Origin of the sequence: Flavobacterium sp. HTF (assembly GCF_003105115.1) — a bacterium.
GTDB lineage: Bacteria > Bacteroidota > Bacteroidia > Flavobacteriales > Flavobacteriaceae > Flavobacterium.
In genome coordinates, this window is record NZ_QETH01000084.1 from 1 (window position 1) to 18043 (window position 18043).

At 33.9% G+C, this 18043-nt stretch carries 18 protein-coding genes; 14 read left to right on the forward strand and 4 right to left on the reverse strand.

The features are described from left to right. The first annotated feature begins 153 nt into the window (after window positions 1-153). The 6 genes from DCO46_RS18425 to DCO46_RS18450 all read left to right on the forward strand — a co-directional run bounded on the left by DCO46_RS18425 (window position 154) and on the right by DCO46_RS18450 (window position 3594). The gene (locus DCO46_RS18425; protein WP_124019582.1) at window positions 154-486 is read left to right on the forward strand and encodes a hypothetical protein; all 333 of its coding nucleotides are present in this window, start codon (window positions 154-156) and stop codon (window positions 484-486) included. Between the two features lie 2 nt (window positions 487-488). Next, the gene (locus tag DCO46_RS18430; protein ID WP_116753959.1) at window positions 489-1214 is read left to right on the forward strand and encodes a YqjF family protein; all 726 of its coding nucleotides are present in this window, start codon (window positions 489-491) and stop codon (window positions 1212-1214) included. Continuing rightward, window positions 1198-1551 carry a hypothetical protein gene (locus DCO46_RS18435; RefSeq protein WP_410503669.1) on the forward strand — a complete coding sequence of 118 codons (354 nt, stop codon included), beginning with the start codon at window positions 1198-1200 and terminating at the stop codon, window positions 1549-1551. Before DCO46_RS18430 ends, DCO46_RS18435 begins: the two co-directional genes overlap by 17 nt. 19 nt (window positions 1552-1570) lie before the next feature. After that, on the forward strand, window positions 1571-1957 hold the full coding sequence (locus DCO46_RS18440; protein WP_116753960.1) for a hypothetical protein: 387 nt from the start codon (window positions 1571-1573) through the stop codon (window positions 1955-1957). A gap of 127 nt (window positions 1958-2084) precedes the next feature. Then, a complete protein-coding gene (locus DCO46_RS18445) occupies window positions 2085-2993 on the forward strand; it encodes a TIGR01777 family oxidoreductase (protein WP_116753974.1) in 909 nt (302 codons plus the stop codon). A gap of 145 nt (window positions 2994-3138) precedes the next feature. Beyond that, window positions 3139-3594 (forward strand): SRPBCC family protein, encoded by a 456-nt coding sequence (locus tag DCO46_RS18450; protein WP_116753961.1) that lies wholly within the window; start codon window positions 3139-3141, stop codon window positions 3592-3594. 483 nt (window positions 3595-4077) lie between these two features. Here the strand turns inward: DCO46_RS18450 and DCO46_RS18455 are convergent, their stop codons facing one another. Further along, complete coding sequence (locus DCO46_RS18455; RefSeq protein ID WP_116753962.1) at window positions 4078-4884, reverse strand: hypothetical protein; 807 nt, start codon at window positions 4882-4884, stop codon at window positions 4078-4080. A gap of 211 nt (window positions 4885-5095) precedes the next feature. Between DCO46_RS18455 and gcvP the strand changes: the two genes are divergently transcribed. The 8 genes from gcvP (at window position 5096) to DCO46_RS18495 (ending at window position 15556) form a co-directional block, all read left to right on the forward strand. Further along, window positions 5096-7945: an aminomethyl-transferring glycine dehydrogenase gene (gene gcvP, locus DCO46_RS18460; RefSeq protein WP_116753963.1), complete on the forward strand. Its 2850-nt coding sequence runs from the start codon at window positions 5096-5098 to the stop codon at window positions 7943-7945. 92 nt (window positions 7946-8037) lie between these two features. Next, window positions 8038-9381: a M48 family metallopeptidase gene (locus tag DCO46_RS18465; RefSeq protein WP_116753964.1), complete on the forward strand. Its 1344-nt coding sequence runs from the start codon at window positions 8038-8040 to the stop codon at window positions 9379-9381. Window positions 9382-9394: 13 nt separating this feature from the next. After that, the gene (locus DCO46_RS18470) at window positions 9395-10915 is read left to right on the forward strand and encodes a DUF6770 family protein (protein ID WP_116753965.1); all 1521 of its coding nucleotides are present in this window, start codon (window positions 9395-9397) and stop codon (window positions 10913-10915) included. A gap of 228 nt (window positions 10916-11143) precedes the next feature. Continuing rightward, window positions 11144-12202: a 3-oxoacyl-ACP synthase III family protein gene (locus DCO46_RS18475; protein ID WP_116753966.1), complete on the forward strand. Its 1059-nt coding sequence runs from the start codon at window positions 11144-11146 to the stop codon at window positions 12200-12202. Between the two features lie 251 nt (window positions 12203-12453). Next, window positions 12454-12981 carry a methyltransferase gene (locus tag DCO46_RS18480; protein ID WP_116753967.1) on the forward strand — a complete coding sequence of 176 codons (528 nt, stop codon included), beginning with the start codon at window positions 12454-12456 and terminating at the stop codon, window positions 12979-12981. A gap of 135 nt (window positions 12982-13116) precedes the next feature. Next, complete coding sequence (locus tag DCO46_RS18485; protein WP_116753968.1) at window positions 13117-13965, forward strand: glycosyltransferase; 849 nt, start codon at window positions 13117-13119, stop codon at window positions 13963-13965. Between the two features lie 80 nt (window positions 13966-14045). Continuing rightward, the gene (locus DCO46_RS18490; protein ID WP_116753969.1) at window positions 14046-14792 is read left to right on the forward strand and encodes an MlaE family ABC transporter permease; all 747 of its coding nucleotides are present in this window, start codon (window positions 14046-14048) and stop codon (window positions 14790-14792) included. Further along, on the forward strand, window positions 14792-15556 hold the full coding sequence (locus DCO46_RS18495) for an ABC transporter ATP-binding protein (protein WP_116753970.1): 765 nt from the start codon (window positions 14792-14794) through the stop codon (window positions 15554-15556). The genes DCO46_RS18490 and DCO46_RS18495 overlap by 1 nt, the downstream gene beginning before the upstream one ends. A 66-nt stretch (window positions 15557-15622) precedes the next feature. Here the strand turns inward: DCO46_RS18495 and DCO46_RS18500 are convergent, their stop codons facing one another. The 3 genes from DCO46_RS18500 to DCO46_RS18510 form a co-directional block, all read right to left on the reverse strand. Beyond that, window positions 15623-16231 carry a SprT-like domain-containing protein gene (locus tag DCO46_RS18500; protein ID WP_116753971.1) on the reverse strand — a complete coding sequence of 203 codons (609 nt, stop codon included), beginning with the start codon at window positions 16229-16231 and terminating at the stop codon, window positions 15623-15625. 76 nt (window positions 16232-16307) lie between these two features. After that, window positions 16308-16985, reverse strand: coding sequence for an SDR family NAD(P)-dependent oxidoreductase (locus DCO46_RS18505; protein ID WP_116753972.1), 678 nt, complete (start codon window positions 16983-16985; stop codon window positions 16308-16310). 35 nt (window positions 16986-17020) lie between these two features. After that, the gene (locus tag DCO46_RS18510; protein ID WP_243416353.1) at window positions 17021-17965 is read right to left on the reverse strand and encodes a M20/M25/M40 family metallo-hydrolase; all 945 of its coding nucleotides are present in this window, start codon (window positions 17963-17965) and stop codon (window positions 17021-17023) included. Window positions 17966-18043 lie beyond the last annotated feature (78 nt).

The window sequence follows — 18043 nt, forward strand, 5'->3', positions numbered from 1 at the left end:
TGTACGATTTTGTTTTAAAAGCTGATAATATATTAGACAAAATGACCGAATTTAAAGAAAACTGGCTGGCACGTCTTGTCTTAAAAATCATGAAGTAAAAAAATTTAATTAAAACTTTCATTTTTTTCTGAAAGTTTAAAATAATCAATAACTATGAAAACCATTAAAAAAATCAACGCATTTGCTCTCGGACTTCCCTTCGCAATTGCAATCACATATCCGGTTTTTAAAGAAGGTGCGCTATTTTTTGCGGCTTTATCTACCATGGTGACAGGCTTTCTTCAATTTTCTGTCGGAGTAAAAATGTTGGTTGATAATCCCGGAGATAAAAACCTGCGAATCTATATGTCGGGAGTTATTTTCTTCTTTGGACTTTGGTTAGTAAACGGCCTGATTCATTATAATGACATTATAACCTATATCTTATTTCCAATTCCGGTAATACTTGCTGTTTATCTTTCTTTATTAATTTATCAAAAAAAATAATCATGAGCTTTTTAAACGCACAATGGAAAAACTTAGCGTTGATTAATTACGAAATTGATGCTGCATTATTAGAAAAATATATTCCTGCCGGAACAGAACTGGATATCTGGAATGGCAAATGTTATGTTAGCCTGGTTGGTTTTCTTTTTAAGGAAACTAAAGTGTTAGGGATTAAAATTCCATACCATATTGATTTTGAAGAAGTAAATCTTAGATTTTATGTAAAACGTTTTGAAAACGGAGAATGGAAACGCGGAGTTGTTTTTATCAAAGAAATTGTTCCTAAAAATGCCATCACGTTCATAGCAAACAGTTTATACAAAGAACATTATCAAACCCGCAAAATGAGACATCAGATTACTGAAAATGAAACTTCAAAAATCTTTAATTATCAGTGGAAGGTCGACGGAAAATGGAACACAATCAAAGTCGAAACCCAAAAAGAATATAAAGAAATTGAAATCGATTCTGAAGCAGAATTTATTACTGAACATTATTTTGGATACACCAAATACAGCGACAATACTACTTTTGAATATGAGGTGAAACATCCGAGATGGGAACAGCTGGAAGTTAAAAACTGTATGGTAAAAGTTGATTTTAAAAAAAACTACGGGGCTGATTTTGAAATTTTACAAAATGTAAAACCCATTTCTGTTTTATTGGCAAAAGGCTCTCAAATAAAAGTCGAAAACAAAAAAACGATTCGTTATGAATATCAATCTTAACATTTTCGGGTATTTTATTTATCTCGGCATTACGATTTTCATCATTATAAGGGTTGGAAAAATATGTTACCAAAATGGGAATATCTATGTCGCAGAATTAATTCCGAATCATGCAGAAATCTGTCAAAAAATCAATCAGGTTTTATTACTGGCTTATTATCTTTTAAACATGGGATACTGTGCCATGACTTTGATTTCCTGGCAGAAAATTCTATCGGCGGCACAACTTATCGAAACGATAGGCGTCAGGACAGCAATCATCATATTTATCATTTCAATTTTACATTACCTGAACATTTTTATACTTACCAGATACATTCACAAACTAATTAAATAACATTCTAAATTTTAATATTATGGAAACTACAAAAATCTTAATCGGTTACAGTCTTTATTTACCAATAGCATTATTACTTACTTATTATGTTTCTAAAACACTTTTCAAAAACGGTAAAATCTTTATGCTCGATATTTTTAAAGGAAGGGAAGAAATTGCAGAAGCAACCAACAGACTTTTTGAAACGGGGTTTTATTTATTGAATATTGGTTTTGCGTTAATGATTTTACAAATAGACCTTTATAATAACACTTATCAGGAATTGATCGAAAAACTGAGTTATAAAATTGGTGGATTTTCTATTTATTTAGGAATAATGTTATTCTTTAATTTGTATTTTTTCTTTAGAGGAAAAAGAAAAGCGAAAGAAGCTCAAAGAGAAGAAAGATTAGTTTTTAAAGCTTAAAAATCAAAAAGGTTTGCCACAAATCACACAAATTTTCACGAATTAATTTCTTTCAAATTAGTGGAAATTTGTGTGATTAATTCGTCCGTTCGCTATCGCACGGGTCGTGGCTAAAAAAATTCAAAAAATGAAAAAACTCATAATCGCAGCCGGAACAGGCTTTTTAGGACAAGTTTTAGTAAATCATTTCAAAGATAAATTTGAAGAAATTGTGATTCTCACTCGTGGAAAATCTAAAACAATAGACGGCATAAAATATGTAAACTGGAATACCAGAACATTCTCCGGTTGGGAAAAGGAATTGGAAAACGCCACGGTTTTAATCAATCTTGCCGGAAAATCTGTTGATTGCCGTTACACTAAAGAGAACAAAAAAGAAATTTTGTGGTCTAGAATTAAAAGTACCAAAATTCTGAACGAAGCAGTTTTAAATTGTCAAAATCCGCCAAAACACTGGCTGAATTCGTCTACAGCGACTATTTATCGATTTTCTTTAGACAAACAAATGGATGAAGCTGACGGTGAAATCGGAAATGATTTTTCTATAAATGTGGCACTTTCATGGGAAAAAGCATTCTTTAAAACCGAAACTCCGAATACCTTAAAAACTGCTTTGCGAACATCAATTGTTTTAGGAAAAAATGGCGGCGCTTTTATTCCGTTAAAAACTTTGGCAAAGATTGGTTTTGGAGGAAAACAAGGAAAAGGAAATCAGTTTGTAAGCTGGATTCACGAAGAAGATTTTGCCAATGCGGTTGATTTTATTATTCAAAAAGAAATTACCGGAGTTATCAATATAGTTTCTCCTGAACCAATCCGCAATGCAGATTTTATGCAAAAACTTCGAAAAGCAATTGGTTTTCCTTTCGGGATTCCGTTGAACAAGTTCTTTCTTGAAATTGGGGCATTTTTTATTCGCACTGAACCTGAATTAATTTTGAAGAGCAGAAATGTGATTCCGAAAAGGCTTTTGGAAAATGGATTTCAATTTAAGTTTGGAGATATTCATACTGCTTTTAAAAATTTATTACGCTAAACTTATGCGCATTTTTGTCATCCTGACGTAGGAAGGATCACACACGAAGCTCGACAAAGAGTTGTCGATATGCATTGTGGAGTTTCTAGTGTGATCCCTCGTTCCTCACAATGACAAGAATGCGTCAAATCATACTCTTAATATCATGACAACAATACACCTCACCACAAAAATAAAAGCATCAAAACAAATCGTTTTTGACGCTTCAAGAAATATTGACATTCACCAACAATCTGCAAGTCCTACAAAAGAAAAGGCAATCGCCGGCGTAACATCTGGGTTAATAAATTTAAATGAAACAGTAACCTGGCGCGGCAAACATTTTGGATTTTATCTCACACATAAAACCCGAATTCCCGTAATGAATTTCTATGATTATTTTGTAGATGAAATGGAAGAAGGAAAATTCAAATCATTCAGGCATGAACATATTTTTAAGGAACAAAATGGCATAACAATTATGAAAGATGTATTACAATACGAAACGCCGTTTGGAATCTTTGGAGAACTTTTCGATATTTTATTTTTAGAAAAACATCTTACGAATTTTCTTTTGGAAAGAAATAAAGTTTTGAAAGAAGTTTCAGAAAAACTGAATTAAGATAAATTAACTATTTTTTCACGCAGATTAGCAGATTTAAAAATATTAATTTAATTGCCTCCAGCTTTAGCTGGAGGAGAATGTGACAGAATCTTTCCTGGCTTTAGCCAAACTTTGTCATTTGGCTAAAGCCAGATTTTAGTTTTATTTTTTACCTCCAGCTAAAGCCGGAGGCAATTTAAAAAACCACTAAATCAAAATTTATTTTTCAGACTTTACAATTCAAACATAGCCCGCGGTTTCAACCGTGGGAAACGTTATGTAAAGAAAGCGTCCCAATGGTTGAAACCATTGACCATGTTCCTAATATCTTATGTTCTCTGAATATCTTTTGAAAACAAATTTTCTCGTTTTACGGTTTGCGTGAGGGATAGAAGCGGATAGCCCACAGCCTGACGAAGGAAGTGCGAGGACTTGTAGCGATCCCGAAGTTTCGGGACGACCCGGAGGGACACGCCCAAATTATTCAGAAACTTTATCTTCTTATAAAAACGCAATCATCAGCCACCAAAATATAGGCACACTTTCGACCCAAAAAGAAGTATAATATTTAGAGCGGTTTGTATTGGCAAACAAAATAAACAGCATCAGGGTCAACACCATAATGAGGTTGATAATAAGATCATGAAGCGTAAAAGACAAAATTCCTAAAACCCAAAACGGAACTAAAAGAGAAAACCCTAAAATTTTTGTTTTCTTTACGCCAATGGTTTGCGGAACAGTTTTTAAATGCGGATCGTCATTGGCCAAATCCAGAATTTCAAAAACCAAAATAAGTACAAAAACCAAAACAAAACGCTGAATGCATTTTATAAAAAAGTTGGCAGTAAAAGGGATTTCAGCATTTATATAAGGTAAAACCAAAGTTGCCCCTACCCAGCAAAGTGCCACAATGTAGATTTTTACGCCTGCCCAGTTTCGGGCATTTTTTCTGTTTGGGAAAAATGGTAATGTATAAAGTGCCGTTATGGCAAAAATTCCAACGGAGACAATTTGCGTAATTCGCTTTAAATGAAAAAAATAATAACCGACTAAAATCACCGAAATAAAACTCAGAACAGCAATAATTTTGAGTTGATTTCCAACCGGTTTTCTTTTCACACGAACCAAAGCATCGTATTTAACAAAATTATATCCTACAATTGTTCCGAAAAAAACAAACATTGCCATTGGTTCATCATATTGAATATGAAAGAAATGAAACGTAATACGAACCAAAGCATAACACGATAAAGCCACGTGAATACTGCTGTTTAAATAAAAATCTAATATCTGTTTTAGAAGTTTCATGCCTCAAATCTAATCAATTGGTAACAAATCAACTCTTTAGTTATAAATTTGATAAAAATTGAAGTTAAAAATACCCATTAAATTATTAATAATACTTAATTTTGCGCCACAAAAAAACAACACATTTACTATAAAATGTAATAAACCCTGTGAAATCGTATAAAAACGCTCGGCAAATTACTTTTGATCTTTAAAAAATAGACTGCTACAAATGAAAACAGATGCTTTTGCTTTAAGACACATTGGTCCAAGAGAAACAGATCTTCAACACATGTTACAAACAATTGGTGTTGAATCTATTGAACAACTTGTTTATGAAACCCTTCCGGACGATATTCGTTTAAAAGCGCCTTTGAATTTGGATCCTGCGATGACGGAATACGAATTTGCAAACCATATTCAGGAATTAGGAAAGAAAAATAAAGTATTCAAATCGTATATTGGTTTGGGTTATCATCCAACTATTGTTCCGGCTCCAATTCAGAGAAATATCTTCGAAAACCCGGGATGGTATACTGCTTATACACCTTACCAGGCAGAAATTGCTCAGGGTCGTTTGGAAGCTATTTTAAATTTCCAGACTACAGTTATTGAGTTAACTGGAATGGAAATTGCAAACGCTTCTTTATTAGATGAAGGAACTGCTGCTGCTGAAGCTATGGCGTTATTATTTGACGTTCGTACTCGCGATCAAAAGAAAAACAACACCAATAAATTCTTCGTTTCTGAAGAAATTTTACCTCAGACTTTATCTATCCTGCAGACACGTTCAACTCCAATCGGAATTGAATTGGTTGTTGGAAACCACGAAACATTTGATTTTTCAAATGAATTTTTTGGAGCTATTTTACAATACCCGGGAAAATATGGTCAGGTAAACGATTACAGTGCTTTTGTTGCTAAAGCAAAAGAAAACGAAATCAAAGTTGCCTTTGCTGCCGATATTTTATCATTAGCTGCTTTAACTTCTCCGGGAGAAATGGGAGCTGCAGTTGTTGTTGGAACTACACAACGTTTTGGTGTACCAATGGGTTACGGTGGTCCTCACGCTGCATTTTTTGCAACTAAAGACGAATACAAACGATCTATGCCGGGCCGTATTATCGGAGTTTCTATTGATGTGAATGGAAACCGCGCTTTACGTATGGCATTAGGAACCCGTGAGCAGCACATTAAACGTGAAAAAGCAACTTCAAATATTTGTACAGCTCAGGTTTTACTTGCAGTTATGGCTGGAATGTATGCCGTTTACCACGGACCTGAAGGATTAAAATATATTGCAAACAAAGTTCATGCATCGGCAGTTACTGCTGCTGAAGCTTTAAATAAACTGGGAGTTTTCCAAACTAACACAGCTTACTTTGATACTATTTTAGTAAAAGCAGATGCTCAAAAAGTAAAAGCTGTAGCGGAGAAAAACGAAGTAAACTTCTTCTATCCTGATGCAGATACGATTTCTATTTCGTTTAACGAAACAACTTCAGTTGCCGACATCAACCAAATTATTACCATTTTTGCTGAGGCTTTAGGAAAAGAAACTTTCACTGTTTCTGAACTAACTGAAGCAAGTCAATTACCGGCTTCATTAGAAAGAACATCTTCTTTCTTAACGCATGATGTCTTCAACAATCATCATTCAGAAAGTCAGATCATGCGTTACATCAAAAAGCTAGAGCGTAAAGATTTATCATTGAATCACTCAATGATTTCATTAGGTTCTTGTACGATGAAATTAAACGCAGCTTCAGAAATGTTGCCTTTATCAATGCCAAACTGGAACAGCATTCACCCGTTTGCACCAGTAGAGCAAGCTGAAGGTTATATTACAATGCTTAAAAAATTAGAGCAACAATTAAATGTAATTACCGGATTTGCCGGAACTACATTACAGCCAAACTCTGGAGCGCAGGGAGAATATGCAGGTTTAATGGCGATTCGTGCTTACCATTTATCAAGAGGCGATAGTCACCGTAATGTATGTTTGATTCCTTCATCAGCTCACGGAACCAATCCTGCTTCTGCAGCGATGGCCGGAATGAAAATCATTGTTACTAAAACGACTCCGGAAGGAAACATTGACGTAGAAGATTTAAGAGAAAAAGCGATTGAACACAAAGATGATTTATCTTGTTTAATGGTAACTTATCCATCTACTCACGGAGTTTTCGAATCTTCAATTATTGAAATCACAAAATTAATCCACGAAAACGGCGGATTAGTATATATGGATGGTGCAAACATGAATGCGCAAGTTGGATTAACAAATCCTGCTACAATTGGCGCTGACGTTTGTCACTTAAACTTACACAAAACTTTCGCTATTCCTCACGGTGGCGGTGGACCTGGAGTTGGACCAATCTGTGTGAACGAAAAATTAGTTCCATTTTTACCAACAAACCCAATCTTAAAAGTAGGCGGTGAACAAGCTATTACAGCTATTTCATCTGCACCTTACGGATCAGCTTTAGTATGTTTGATTTCTTACGGTTACATCACCATGATGGGTGCTGAAGGGTTAAAAAGTGCTACAGAACACGCTATTTTGAATGCGAATTACATGAAAGCGCGTTTCGAAGGACACTATCCAATTCTTTATACTGGAGAATGCGGAAGAGCGGCTCACGAAATGATTTTAGATTGCCGTTCATTTAAAGAAAACGGAATTGAAGTGGGTGATATCGCAAAACGTTTAATGGATTACGGTTTCCACGCTCCTACGGTTTCTTTCCCTGTAGCAGGAACTTTAATGATTGAACCAACTGAATCTGAAGATTTAGCTGAATTAGATCGTTTCTGCGATGCTCTTATCTCCATCAGAAAAGAGATTGAAGCTTCAACAGCCGATGATAAAAACAATGTATTGAAAAATGCACCGCACACATTGGCCATGTTAACTACAGATACTTGGAATTTCCCATACACTAGAGAAAAAGCAGCTTATCCATTAGAATATATCGCTGAAAATAAATTCTGGCCATCAGTTCGTCGTGTAGATGATGCATATGGCGACAGAAACTTAATCTGTAGCTGTGCTCCTATTGAAGCATATATGGAAAACTAAATAAAATGTTAAAAAAAACTAAAAAATGTCTCGATTCGTCGGGACATTTTTATTACTATTGTACTCGAAAACAAATCTTACAATAGTTCATTTTGAAAAAAATATTTTATCTGGCAATTTTATTGCATTTCGGTATGGTACAATCACAAAATAAGGGATTTACCTATACCCCGGACAATATGGATTCACTGGAAAACTATATTTCTAATGTAACCGGCAATAAAATAAAAACGTTCGATGCTGCTCAGCAGAAAAAGGCAAAAGAAGTTCTTCTGGACAGAAAAGAAAGTTTTTTAAAAAGTATAAAAGACAGTACTTTTATTTTTGACAAAAAAATCAATAAATACCTTCAAAACCTTTTATCTCAAATCTATAAGTCAAATTCGCAGATTGATCATTCCGGTTTTTATTTTTTTATTAATAAATCACTGATTCCAAATGCCGCCTGTTACGGAAATGGCATTTTTACTGTAAATCTGGGCTTATTGAATCTTGCGGACAGCGATGATGAAATTGCTGCCGTAATTTGTCATGAGCTATCCCATTATATCCTTAAACATAATGACAGAGCGTTAAAAGCTTATCTGGAAACCTTTAATTCGAAAGAAAACAAACAAAAAATCAATGCAGCTGCCAACCTGAAATATGGCCGAAGAGCTGCCGTGGCTACAATCATGAAAGATCTCAAGTTTAACTTTATGGATCATTCCAGAAAGGACGAAATGCAGGCTGATTCTCTGGGTTACGTATTGTACAACAAAACGGCATACAACAAGCAGGCTTATGTTGATATTTTGAAAAAACTGGATTTCTCCGACGGAATGATTTTTAGTGCTCCGACAAATCTGAAGCAAACATTTAATTTTAACGATTACCCTTTCAAAGAAAACTGGCTGCTGCAGGATGATAAATTATTTGATACCAAAGAAAGCGTTAATGACTTCGAATTAAATAAAGATTCTCTCAAAACACACCCGGACATTCCGCTTAGGGTAGAGAGTATAATTAAAGCCAATAAATTATCCAGCACAAAATCAAGAACAGAAGATCTTGCCCTCATAAAAAAAAGGATTTCAGAAAACAGTATCGAAATATATTTAGACGCTTCTAAGCTGGATATTGCACTATACCAGTTATTATCCCTGCATGAAAAAGGCGAAATCAACGATGCTTCTTTCAATGAAGCGGTTACTTCGCTTCTTAGAAAAGTATATCTTTTTAAAGAAGCACATGTTTTCGGAAAATACATAGGGCAGGTAAATCCTTTTTCTGAAGAAAAATATCTTAACGAAATACGACTGTTCTTAAACAATATTGAACTCAAAAACATTAGAAAAATAGGCTATTATTATTGTCAAAAAAATGAAACCGCATTTAAGGACAATACTGTTTTTCAGGATAATTTCACCTTTTTTAAAAAATTAAATCAAAACTAAATCCAAAAACAAAATGAAGAAAACAAGTCTGTTATTGTTACTCTGTCTTGCAAACCTGACATTTGCCCAGACAAAAAAAATTGAGCAGGTCAATACTTTTAAGATCAAAAATTCAGGGTCTATTCTAAACAAAGAAAATAATGTCGATGGTTATTATTTTTTCTATGAAATGGATAAACTAAAAAAAGGAGATCGTGAATTTGCGATCAAAATCCTGGATAAAAATTTAAACGAAGTTGCTCAAAAAACCTACATTGACAATAAAAATACTTTTTTAATGAAAAGTACTTTTAACAATCAGCAGATCATGTTTGCAATGGCTAATTATAAAGAAAAAAAGATTAGTCTTTTGATGTTTGACAAAAAAGCCGAACAAATGCCAACTATCGATATTCCTTTGGAAAGTAAAGAAGTTCGATACATACAATATCTTCAGCAAACGGGTGACTTCAACATTATCTTCCCGGTTGAAAACAAAGGATTTATTTTAAATAAATTAGAAGACAATAAAAAAATCGGGTACTCTTTAAAATATTATCCGACAGACGGAGGAAAAGCATGGGAATACAATTCTCCTGAAGAATCTAAAGAAATTGTTACCATAAACCCTATCGAGGCAAATGAAAAATATGTGGTGGCAATAGAAATGGCAAGACCCGGCGCTTTGTCAAGAAAAATCACAATAAGAACTAAAGTTCTTGACATCAATACAGGTGAATTATTATTTCAAAAAGAATACAGCAAAGAAAGTAAGCCAAAATTAATCACAAACGCCTTCCTTGACAAAGACAACAATCTTATTTTGATGGGAGAATATTTTAAAGAAGGTGATAATATTATTGACGATAAAAGTTTAGGTTTATCAACTGAGGTGATAGACGCAACAGGAAAAACACTGCATGAAAACTTTATCAGCTGGAAAGAAGATGTTGCCAAAATTGCAAAAGTTGACGGGAACTATATTCAGGATAAAGGATATATTTATTTTCACAATATCGTAAGAACCCAAAATAATGAATATTATGCTATTGGTGAGTTCTACAAAAGAACGGCAAGTGCAAGCGGAATAGCAATGGCTGCATTAGGAGGCGGAAACAGCGTTACACAGCTTACTATTACAAACTCTGTTGTTTTTAAATTTAATTCTGACTTTAAATTACTTGGTATCCAGGAATTTGAAAAAGGAAAATCAAGAGCTCCGAGTTTAACCGATTTTGGAAGCCCTCAGTTAAATGCTCACGCTTTAAAATCTTATGGTGCATTTGATTATGAATATACTCAGGTTGACAAAGCAAACGACAGGTTTTATGCGTGTTTTATAGATTATGAAAGAATAAAAGGAGAGAAAAACAAAAACGCTTTTAAAACCATTATCTATGATGAAGGTAAATTAAGCGAAGATAAAATCTACTTAGAAAGCGAAAGTAAAGATTTTAGAGTTTTACCTGCAAAAATCGGTAATGTTTTATTGCTTGAATATGACAAAAAATTAAAAAGCATAAATCTTCATTTGGAGAAATTAAACATCAAATAATTAAGAAGAGCCACTGCGATGTGGCTCTTTCTTTTGAATTTTTTTTCGGGACATTAGGGACTCAAACGTTTGAAATCTTAGATAAATCCTAATTTCGTTAAAAAATAAACAATAATAAAGGTTAAAAGTTTTAATTCCATAATTATATGCATGCATAGTATTTTTTATGATAGTTATCATAATTTTATTTATACTTTAGCAATAAATTTATCGGATAATTAAGGAATAATGAAAATAAAAATTATTGGTATAGGAAGTTACATTCCTACTAAAGAAGTAAGCAATACTGACTTTGACAAACATGTTTTTTTGAATGAAGACGGATCTCCTTTTGCTTACCCGAATGAAGTTGTTATAAAAAAATTTAAAGGAATAACGGGAATCGAAAACCGCCGTTATGCTGAAGATCAATACACCGCATCTGATTTAGCCTTTTTTGCTGCCGAAAAAGCAATAGAAAATGCCAATATAGATAAGGAATCTCTTGACTATATTATTTTTGCCCATAATTTTGGTGATGTAAAAACAGGGACGCATCAAACTGATATTTTACCAAGTCTGGCAACACGCGTAAAAAACAAACTGGCTATCAAGAATCCAAAATGTGTCGCTTACGACATACTTTTCGGATGTCCGGGCTGGATTGAAGGTGTTTTGCAGGCCAATGCTTTTATTAAATCAGAAATGGCCAAAAGAGTTTTGGTGATTGGTGCAGAAACACTTTCGAGAGTTGTTGATGACCATGACCGCGATTCTATGATTTATTCTGACGGAGCCGGAGCATCAATTCTGGAATTATCAAATGATGAAGCTGGTTTGCTGTCTTATGAAAGCGCCACTTTTGCCAACGATGAAGCTAACTTTTTATATTTCGGAAAATCATACAATCCAGATTTAGATCCGGATATTAAATATATTAAAATGTATGGCCGTAAAATTTACGAATTTGCCTTAAGCCAGGTTCCATGTGCCATGAAAAACTGTCTGGATAAAAGCGGAATCGGAATTGATGAAGTAAAGAAAATCCTTATTCATCAGGCAAACGAAAAAATGGACGAAGCCATTATTGATCGTTTTTACAAATTATACGATAAAGTAGCTCCTCATGATATTATGCCAATGAGTATTCATGATTTAGGAAACAGCAGCGTTGCCACTGTACCTACTCTTTTTGATCTTTTGATTCAGGGAAAAATAGAAAACCACGAAATTAATAAAGGTGATGTTGTAATTTTTGCTTCGGTTGGAGCAGGAATGAATGTTAACGCTTTTGTTTATCGATATTAAAATTTGTGAGTGAAATAATCTCATAAGTCATAAAGTTCATTAAACCATATAAGTGATATAAGTTCAATTAAGTGAAAACTTAAAATATCTTATATCACTTATATGGTTATTTTTTGATCAAAACTTTGCGACTTCGCGACAGATTCTTTTCATTTTTTATAATACTTTATAAATTGATTTCCTTCGAATTAAAAAACACAAAAAAGAAGATAACTTTGTATATTTGCGCCTTTGCAGATAAAAAATAAAAAATGTACGAAAAAACGTTTCCGAATAAAAGATTCAGACTTACTTTAGAATTTTTACAAAAACACGTTAGCACATCTGAAACCATTTTTGATTTTGGTGTACCAAATCCGTTTTCTAAAATAATGGAAGAAAATGGCTATACGGTAAAAAATACAAAAGGAGAAGATTTAGACAACGATCAAACGGCTTTACAAACAGAAGACTATACCGTTTTTACAGCATTTGAAATTTTCGAACATTTGCTGAATCCATATACCATTTTACAAAACGTAAAATGTGATAAATTGTTAATTTCAATTCCGTTACGATTGTGGTTTTCACCAGCATACCGTTCTAAAACGGATATGTGGGACAGACATTACCATGAATTTGAAGACTGGCAATTAGACTGGCTATTAGAAAAAACAGGCTGGAAAATAACCGATCGCCTGCAATTTACACATCCGGTAAAAAAGATTGGACTAAGACCCTTATTAAGATATTTTACTCCAAGATATTATATTGTTGTGGCAGAGAAAGTAAAAGCCTAACGGCAAATTCCAATAAAAAAAATCCAAATTCCAATTTTAACCATAAAGGTAAGATTGGAATTTGGAATTTATTCTCAAGAATTGGAATTTATCCCGACGCTTCGGGATTGGAATTAAAAAAAATTGGAATTTAATATGAGATATTACATCGTCATTCCCGCGCACAACGAACAGGATTTAATTGGTTTAACTTTACAATCTCTGGTTTCTCAAACTGTTCTGTCATCAAAAATTGTAGTGGTAAACGACAATTCGACTGATAAAACCGAAGAAGTTGTATTGAGTTTTGCAAAAGAAAATCCATACATTTCTGTTGTCAATAAAAGTTCTGATGCCATACATATGCCGGGAAGCAAAGTAATTCAGGCATTTCAGAAAGGCTTTGAAACGCTGGATCCTAATTATGACATTATTGTAAAAATAGACGGGGATTTAATTTTTCCTCCCAATTATTTTGAAACCATAATCAAACATTTCGAATCTGATCCAAAAGTTGGAATGGCGGGCGGATTCTGTTACATTGATAAAAATGGTGAATGGGTTTTAGAAAACCTGACCGATAAAGATCATATTCGCGGCGCACTAAAAGCATACCGTAAGGAAACATTTCAGCAAATCGGAGGTTTAAAACCTGCCATGGGATGGGATACTGTTGATGAATTACTTTGTAAATTTTACAACTGGAAAATTGTCACAGATGAATCTTTGCATGTAAAACACCTTAAGCCAACTGGCGCAAACTACAACAAAACAGCTCGTTATAAACAAGGCGAAGCTTTTTATACTTTAGGTTATGGTTTTTGGATTACCGCAATTGCATCGGCAAAACTAGCGATGCTGAAAAAAAAACCATTTCTGTTTTTAGATTATATTAAAGGATTTATGAAAGCAAAAAAAGCAAAAACTCCTTTGTTAGTGACCCCTCAACAAGCTAAATTTATTAGAAATTATCGTTTGCAAAAAATGAAACAAAAGTTAATTTGATTGCCAAAACAACTGAAAAACGGGAACTCATACCCCAAAACTCATAACTTCTTTTTACCTTAGCCAATATTTCAAAAACTATGATGTTAATTCGTTATTTATCCCAAGTAGGAAGATATTTTTTAATGCTGAAGGAAATTTTCAATAAACAGACCAAATGGCCTGTTATGCGAAATCTAATTTTAAAAGAAATCGACGATCTTATTATTGACTCTCTTGGAATTGTCTGCTTTATCTCTTTCTTCATTGGAGGAGTTGTAGCAATACAAACCGCCCTAAATTTAACCAACCCTTTAATTCCTAAATATTTAATTGGTTTTGCTACCCGTCAATCTGTAATTCTGGAGTTTGCCCCAACTTTTATTTCTGTTATTATGGCAGGAAAAATGGGGTCTTATATCACTTCGAGTATCGGGACTATGCGTGTTACGGAGCAAATTGACGCTCTTGAAGTTATGGGTGTTAACTCACTGAACTATCTTGTTTTTCCAAAAATAGTAGCCTTACTGATGTATCCTTTTGTAATAGGGATCAGTATGTTTTTGGGTATTTTTGGAGGCTGGCTGGCGTGTGCATATGGCGGATTTTCAACTAGTCAGGACTTTATTCAGGGTGCTCAGATGGAATTTATCCCTTTTCATATTACCTATGCTTTTATTAAAACTTTAATTTTTGCCATGTTATTGGCAACAATCCCATCTTTTCACGGGTATTACATGAAAGGCGGGGCATTAGAAGTTGGTAAGGCAAGTACAGTATCATTTGTATGGACATCGGTTTGTATCATTCTTTTTAATTATATATTAACTCAATTATTATTAGGATAATGATAGAAGTAAAAAACATAGAAAAATCATTTGCGGACAGTAAAGTTTTAAAAGGGGTTTCGACCGTTTTTGAAACCGGAAAAACCAATCTGATTATCGGACAAAGTGGATCCGGAAAAACTGTTTTATTAAAAACATTATTAGGAATTCATACTCCTGATTCAGGAACTATTGAATTTGACGGAAGAGTTTATTCTGATTTAGACCGCGATGAAAAACGTGAACTAAGAACAGAAATCGGAATGGTTTTTCAGGGAAGTGCTTTATTCGATTCGATGACTGTGGCAGAAAATGTAGCTTTCCCCCTAAAAATGTTCACCAACGATAATAAAGCTAAAATAAAAGAACGTGTAGATTTTGTTTTAGAAAGAGTAAACCTGGTCGAAGCACATAAAAAATTGCCTTCTGAGATCTCGGGAGGGATGCAAAAACGTGTTGCGATTGCCCGCGCTATTGTAAACAATCCTAAGTATTTATTCTGTGACGAACCTAACTCAGGTCTGGACCCGAATACTTCGACTTTGATTGACAACCTGATTCAGGAAATTACCAGAGAATATAACATTACGACTGTAATTAACACACACGATATGAACTCTGTGATGGAAATTGGAGAGAATATTGTTTTCTTAAAAAAAGGGCTAAAAGCATGGCAGGGAAATAAGGAAGAAATCTTTAGAACTGATAATAAAGACATTGTTAAGTTTGTTTATTCTTCTAACCTGTTCAAAAAAGTAAGAGAAGCTTATTTGAAAGACTTGTAAAAATAAATTCTAATATCAAAAATCCCAAATTCCAGCTTACAAATTGGAATTTGGGATTTTTTATTTTTATTGAAATTGTTGATTAATCAATTCGACCTCTGCATTCGGATTAAACAAATATAATTTTCCCGAACTGATTTCCAGACATTCAAAACGCTTTGTCCTGACGGCGATCTTCTTGAATATTTTACCGTTTTTAATCCTGAAAACGCTTCCGTAAGGAATTTCAAAAACATAATTTTTATCGTTTTCTTTATCGTATTGCTTTAGCGCCAGAGACAAAGTTGTATCGGTATCGCTGCTCGCCGAAGGATTCTTAAAATGCCTGGCCAGTAGCGGCAATAAATGCCCCGGGAAAATCTCGGGACGGATAAAAGGTACCATCAGGCGCTGAAAGGAAAACTTCCATTCGTTTCCGTGTGGTTTTATATTTCTGCCAAATTTTTCAAATGCTACTAAATGTGAAATCTCATGGATCAGCGTAATTAAAAAACGATATTTATTGAGACTTGCATTAACCGTAATCTCATGCTTTCCACTCGGCCCTCTTCTATAATCTCCATGACGCGTCTGACGTTCATTTACAATTTTCAGATGAACCTGATTGGCAACAATCAATTCAAAAACCGGCTTTACAGCATGTTCAGGTATATATTTTGCTAAAGTTTCGCTCAATTTAAAGTTAAATGTTATTTGTTAGAAGTCAGAAGTTTTAAAATTGGGATTTGGAATTTATTTATTGGAATTTAATTTAAGGATTTGTTGATGAAACTTCCAAAACTTTCCCGTTAAAATATTTATTTCCGTTTAATGTAAAATCATAAATATAATTTGCCATTCCTTCGGCCGAAATTGGCGCCTGATAACCCGGAAAAGCTTCGTTCAGCATTTCAGTCTGAACAGAGCCTAAAGCCAGTACATTAAATGAAATTCCTTTTTCTTTATATTCTTCTGCCAATAATTCTGTTAACGTAATTACTGCCCCTTTACTCGAACTGTAAGCGGCTAATCCTGCAAATTTTAAGCTTCCGCGAACACCACCAATCGAACTGATGGTTACCACATGACTTCCTTTATCTAAATAAGGCAGGCAAATACGGGTTAAGTTTGCAACTGCAAATACATTTACTTTATAAATACTTTCAAAATCTGCCTGAGTTGTTTCTGCAAAAGGCTTTAATAATAAAGCACCGGCGTTATGAACCAAAGCATCCACTTTTTTCCATGCAGACGAAAGAAAATCTTCTACCTGATACAAATCTGATTCGTTTGATAAATCTACAGACAGACACGTTATATTTTTATGTTCTAAAAGCGCCTGCGGAATTTTTCTGGAAATTGCCAATACCTGATTTCCGGCGTTGGCGAACTGCAAAGCCAGTTCAAAACCAATTCCCCTGCTTGTTCCTGTTACAATAATATTTTTCATGAAGCAAAAATAAACAAAACGTCCAAAAAGAACCGTTAATTATTCATGGTAATTTCCTGCGTATTCGAACTGGCGATTTGAGTTACAGCAGGTAAAAACTCCTGTATAAATGCAGTCATATGCGGGATATCCATTAGTTTGAATTCATCGGAAGGATGATGATAAAATTCGAAATTTTCAAAATCAAACGTACTTATCGACTGACAAGGCTTTTTGAAAGCTTCATAAAATGAATAATTATCTGATCTGTAAAACAATTTATATTCGGCTTCTTTTGGTAAAAATCCAATTGTTTTTTTGCCTGTGTATTCATTGATTTTATCAGCCATATTTGATTTGTCAAAACCGGTTATGTATGCCAGGTAATCACGTTTCATTGGTACCCCAATCATTTCGATGTTCAGTTGTGCATATAAATTAAAATTTTGTTTTTTAAGTTTCTGAACCATGCTTTTAGACCCTAACAATCCTTTTTCTTCACCTGCAAAAAACACGACAAGAATACTTCTCTTATTGGATTTTGTCTGTGAAAAATATTTTGCCATTTCGGCCACGGCAGTTACTCCCGAGGCATCATCGTTTGCCCCGTTATTGATAACATCTTCTTTTTTGTTTTTTTCCAAACCAATATGATCGTAATGTGCACTCAGAACCACAAATTCTTTTTTAAGATCCGGATCGTTCCCTTCAATAACTCCGACAATATTAAAAGCCGGGGATTTAAAATTCGTCAGTGTATCTCGATAGGTTTTAAAATAAGGTTTAACATTGTTTTTCTTTAAAAAATCTTCCAGAAATTCAGCTGCCTTTTCAATTCCTTTTGTTCCGGTTTCACGGCCTTCTAATTCATCCGAAGAAAGATATTTTAGAAAATCCGAAACTTCAGTCTGTTCTACTTTATAAGTGATTTCAACAGGTTTAGAATTTTCTTTTGCAGGTTTATCATTTACTGTTGAAGTTAACGAGGTGTTTACACCAATTGATTTGATTAATGCTAAAACATTATCATCAGTTATCAACTCTTTCTTTGGTACTAACCAGTTATCTCAATTTATGGA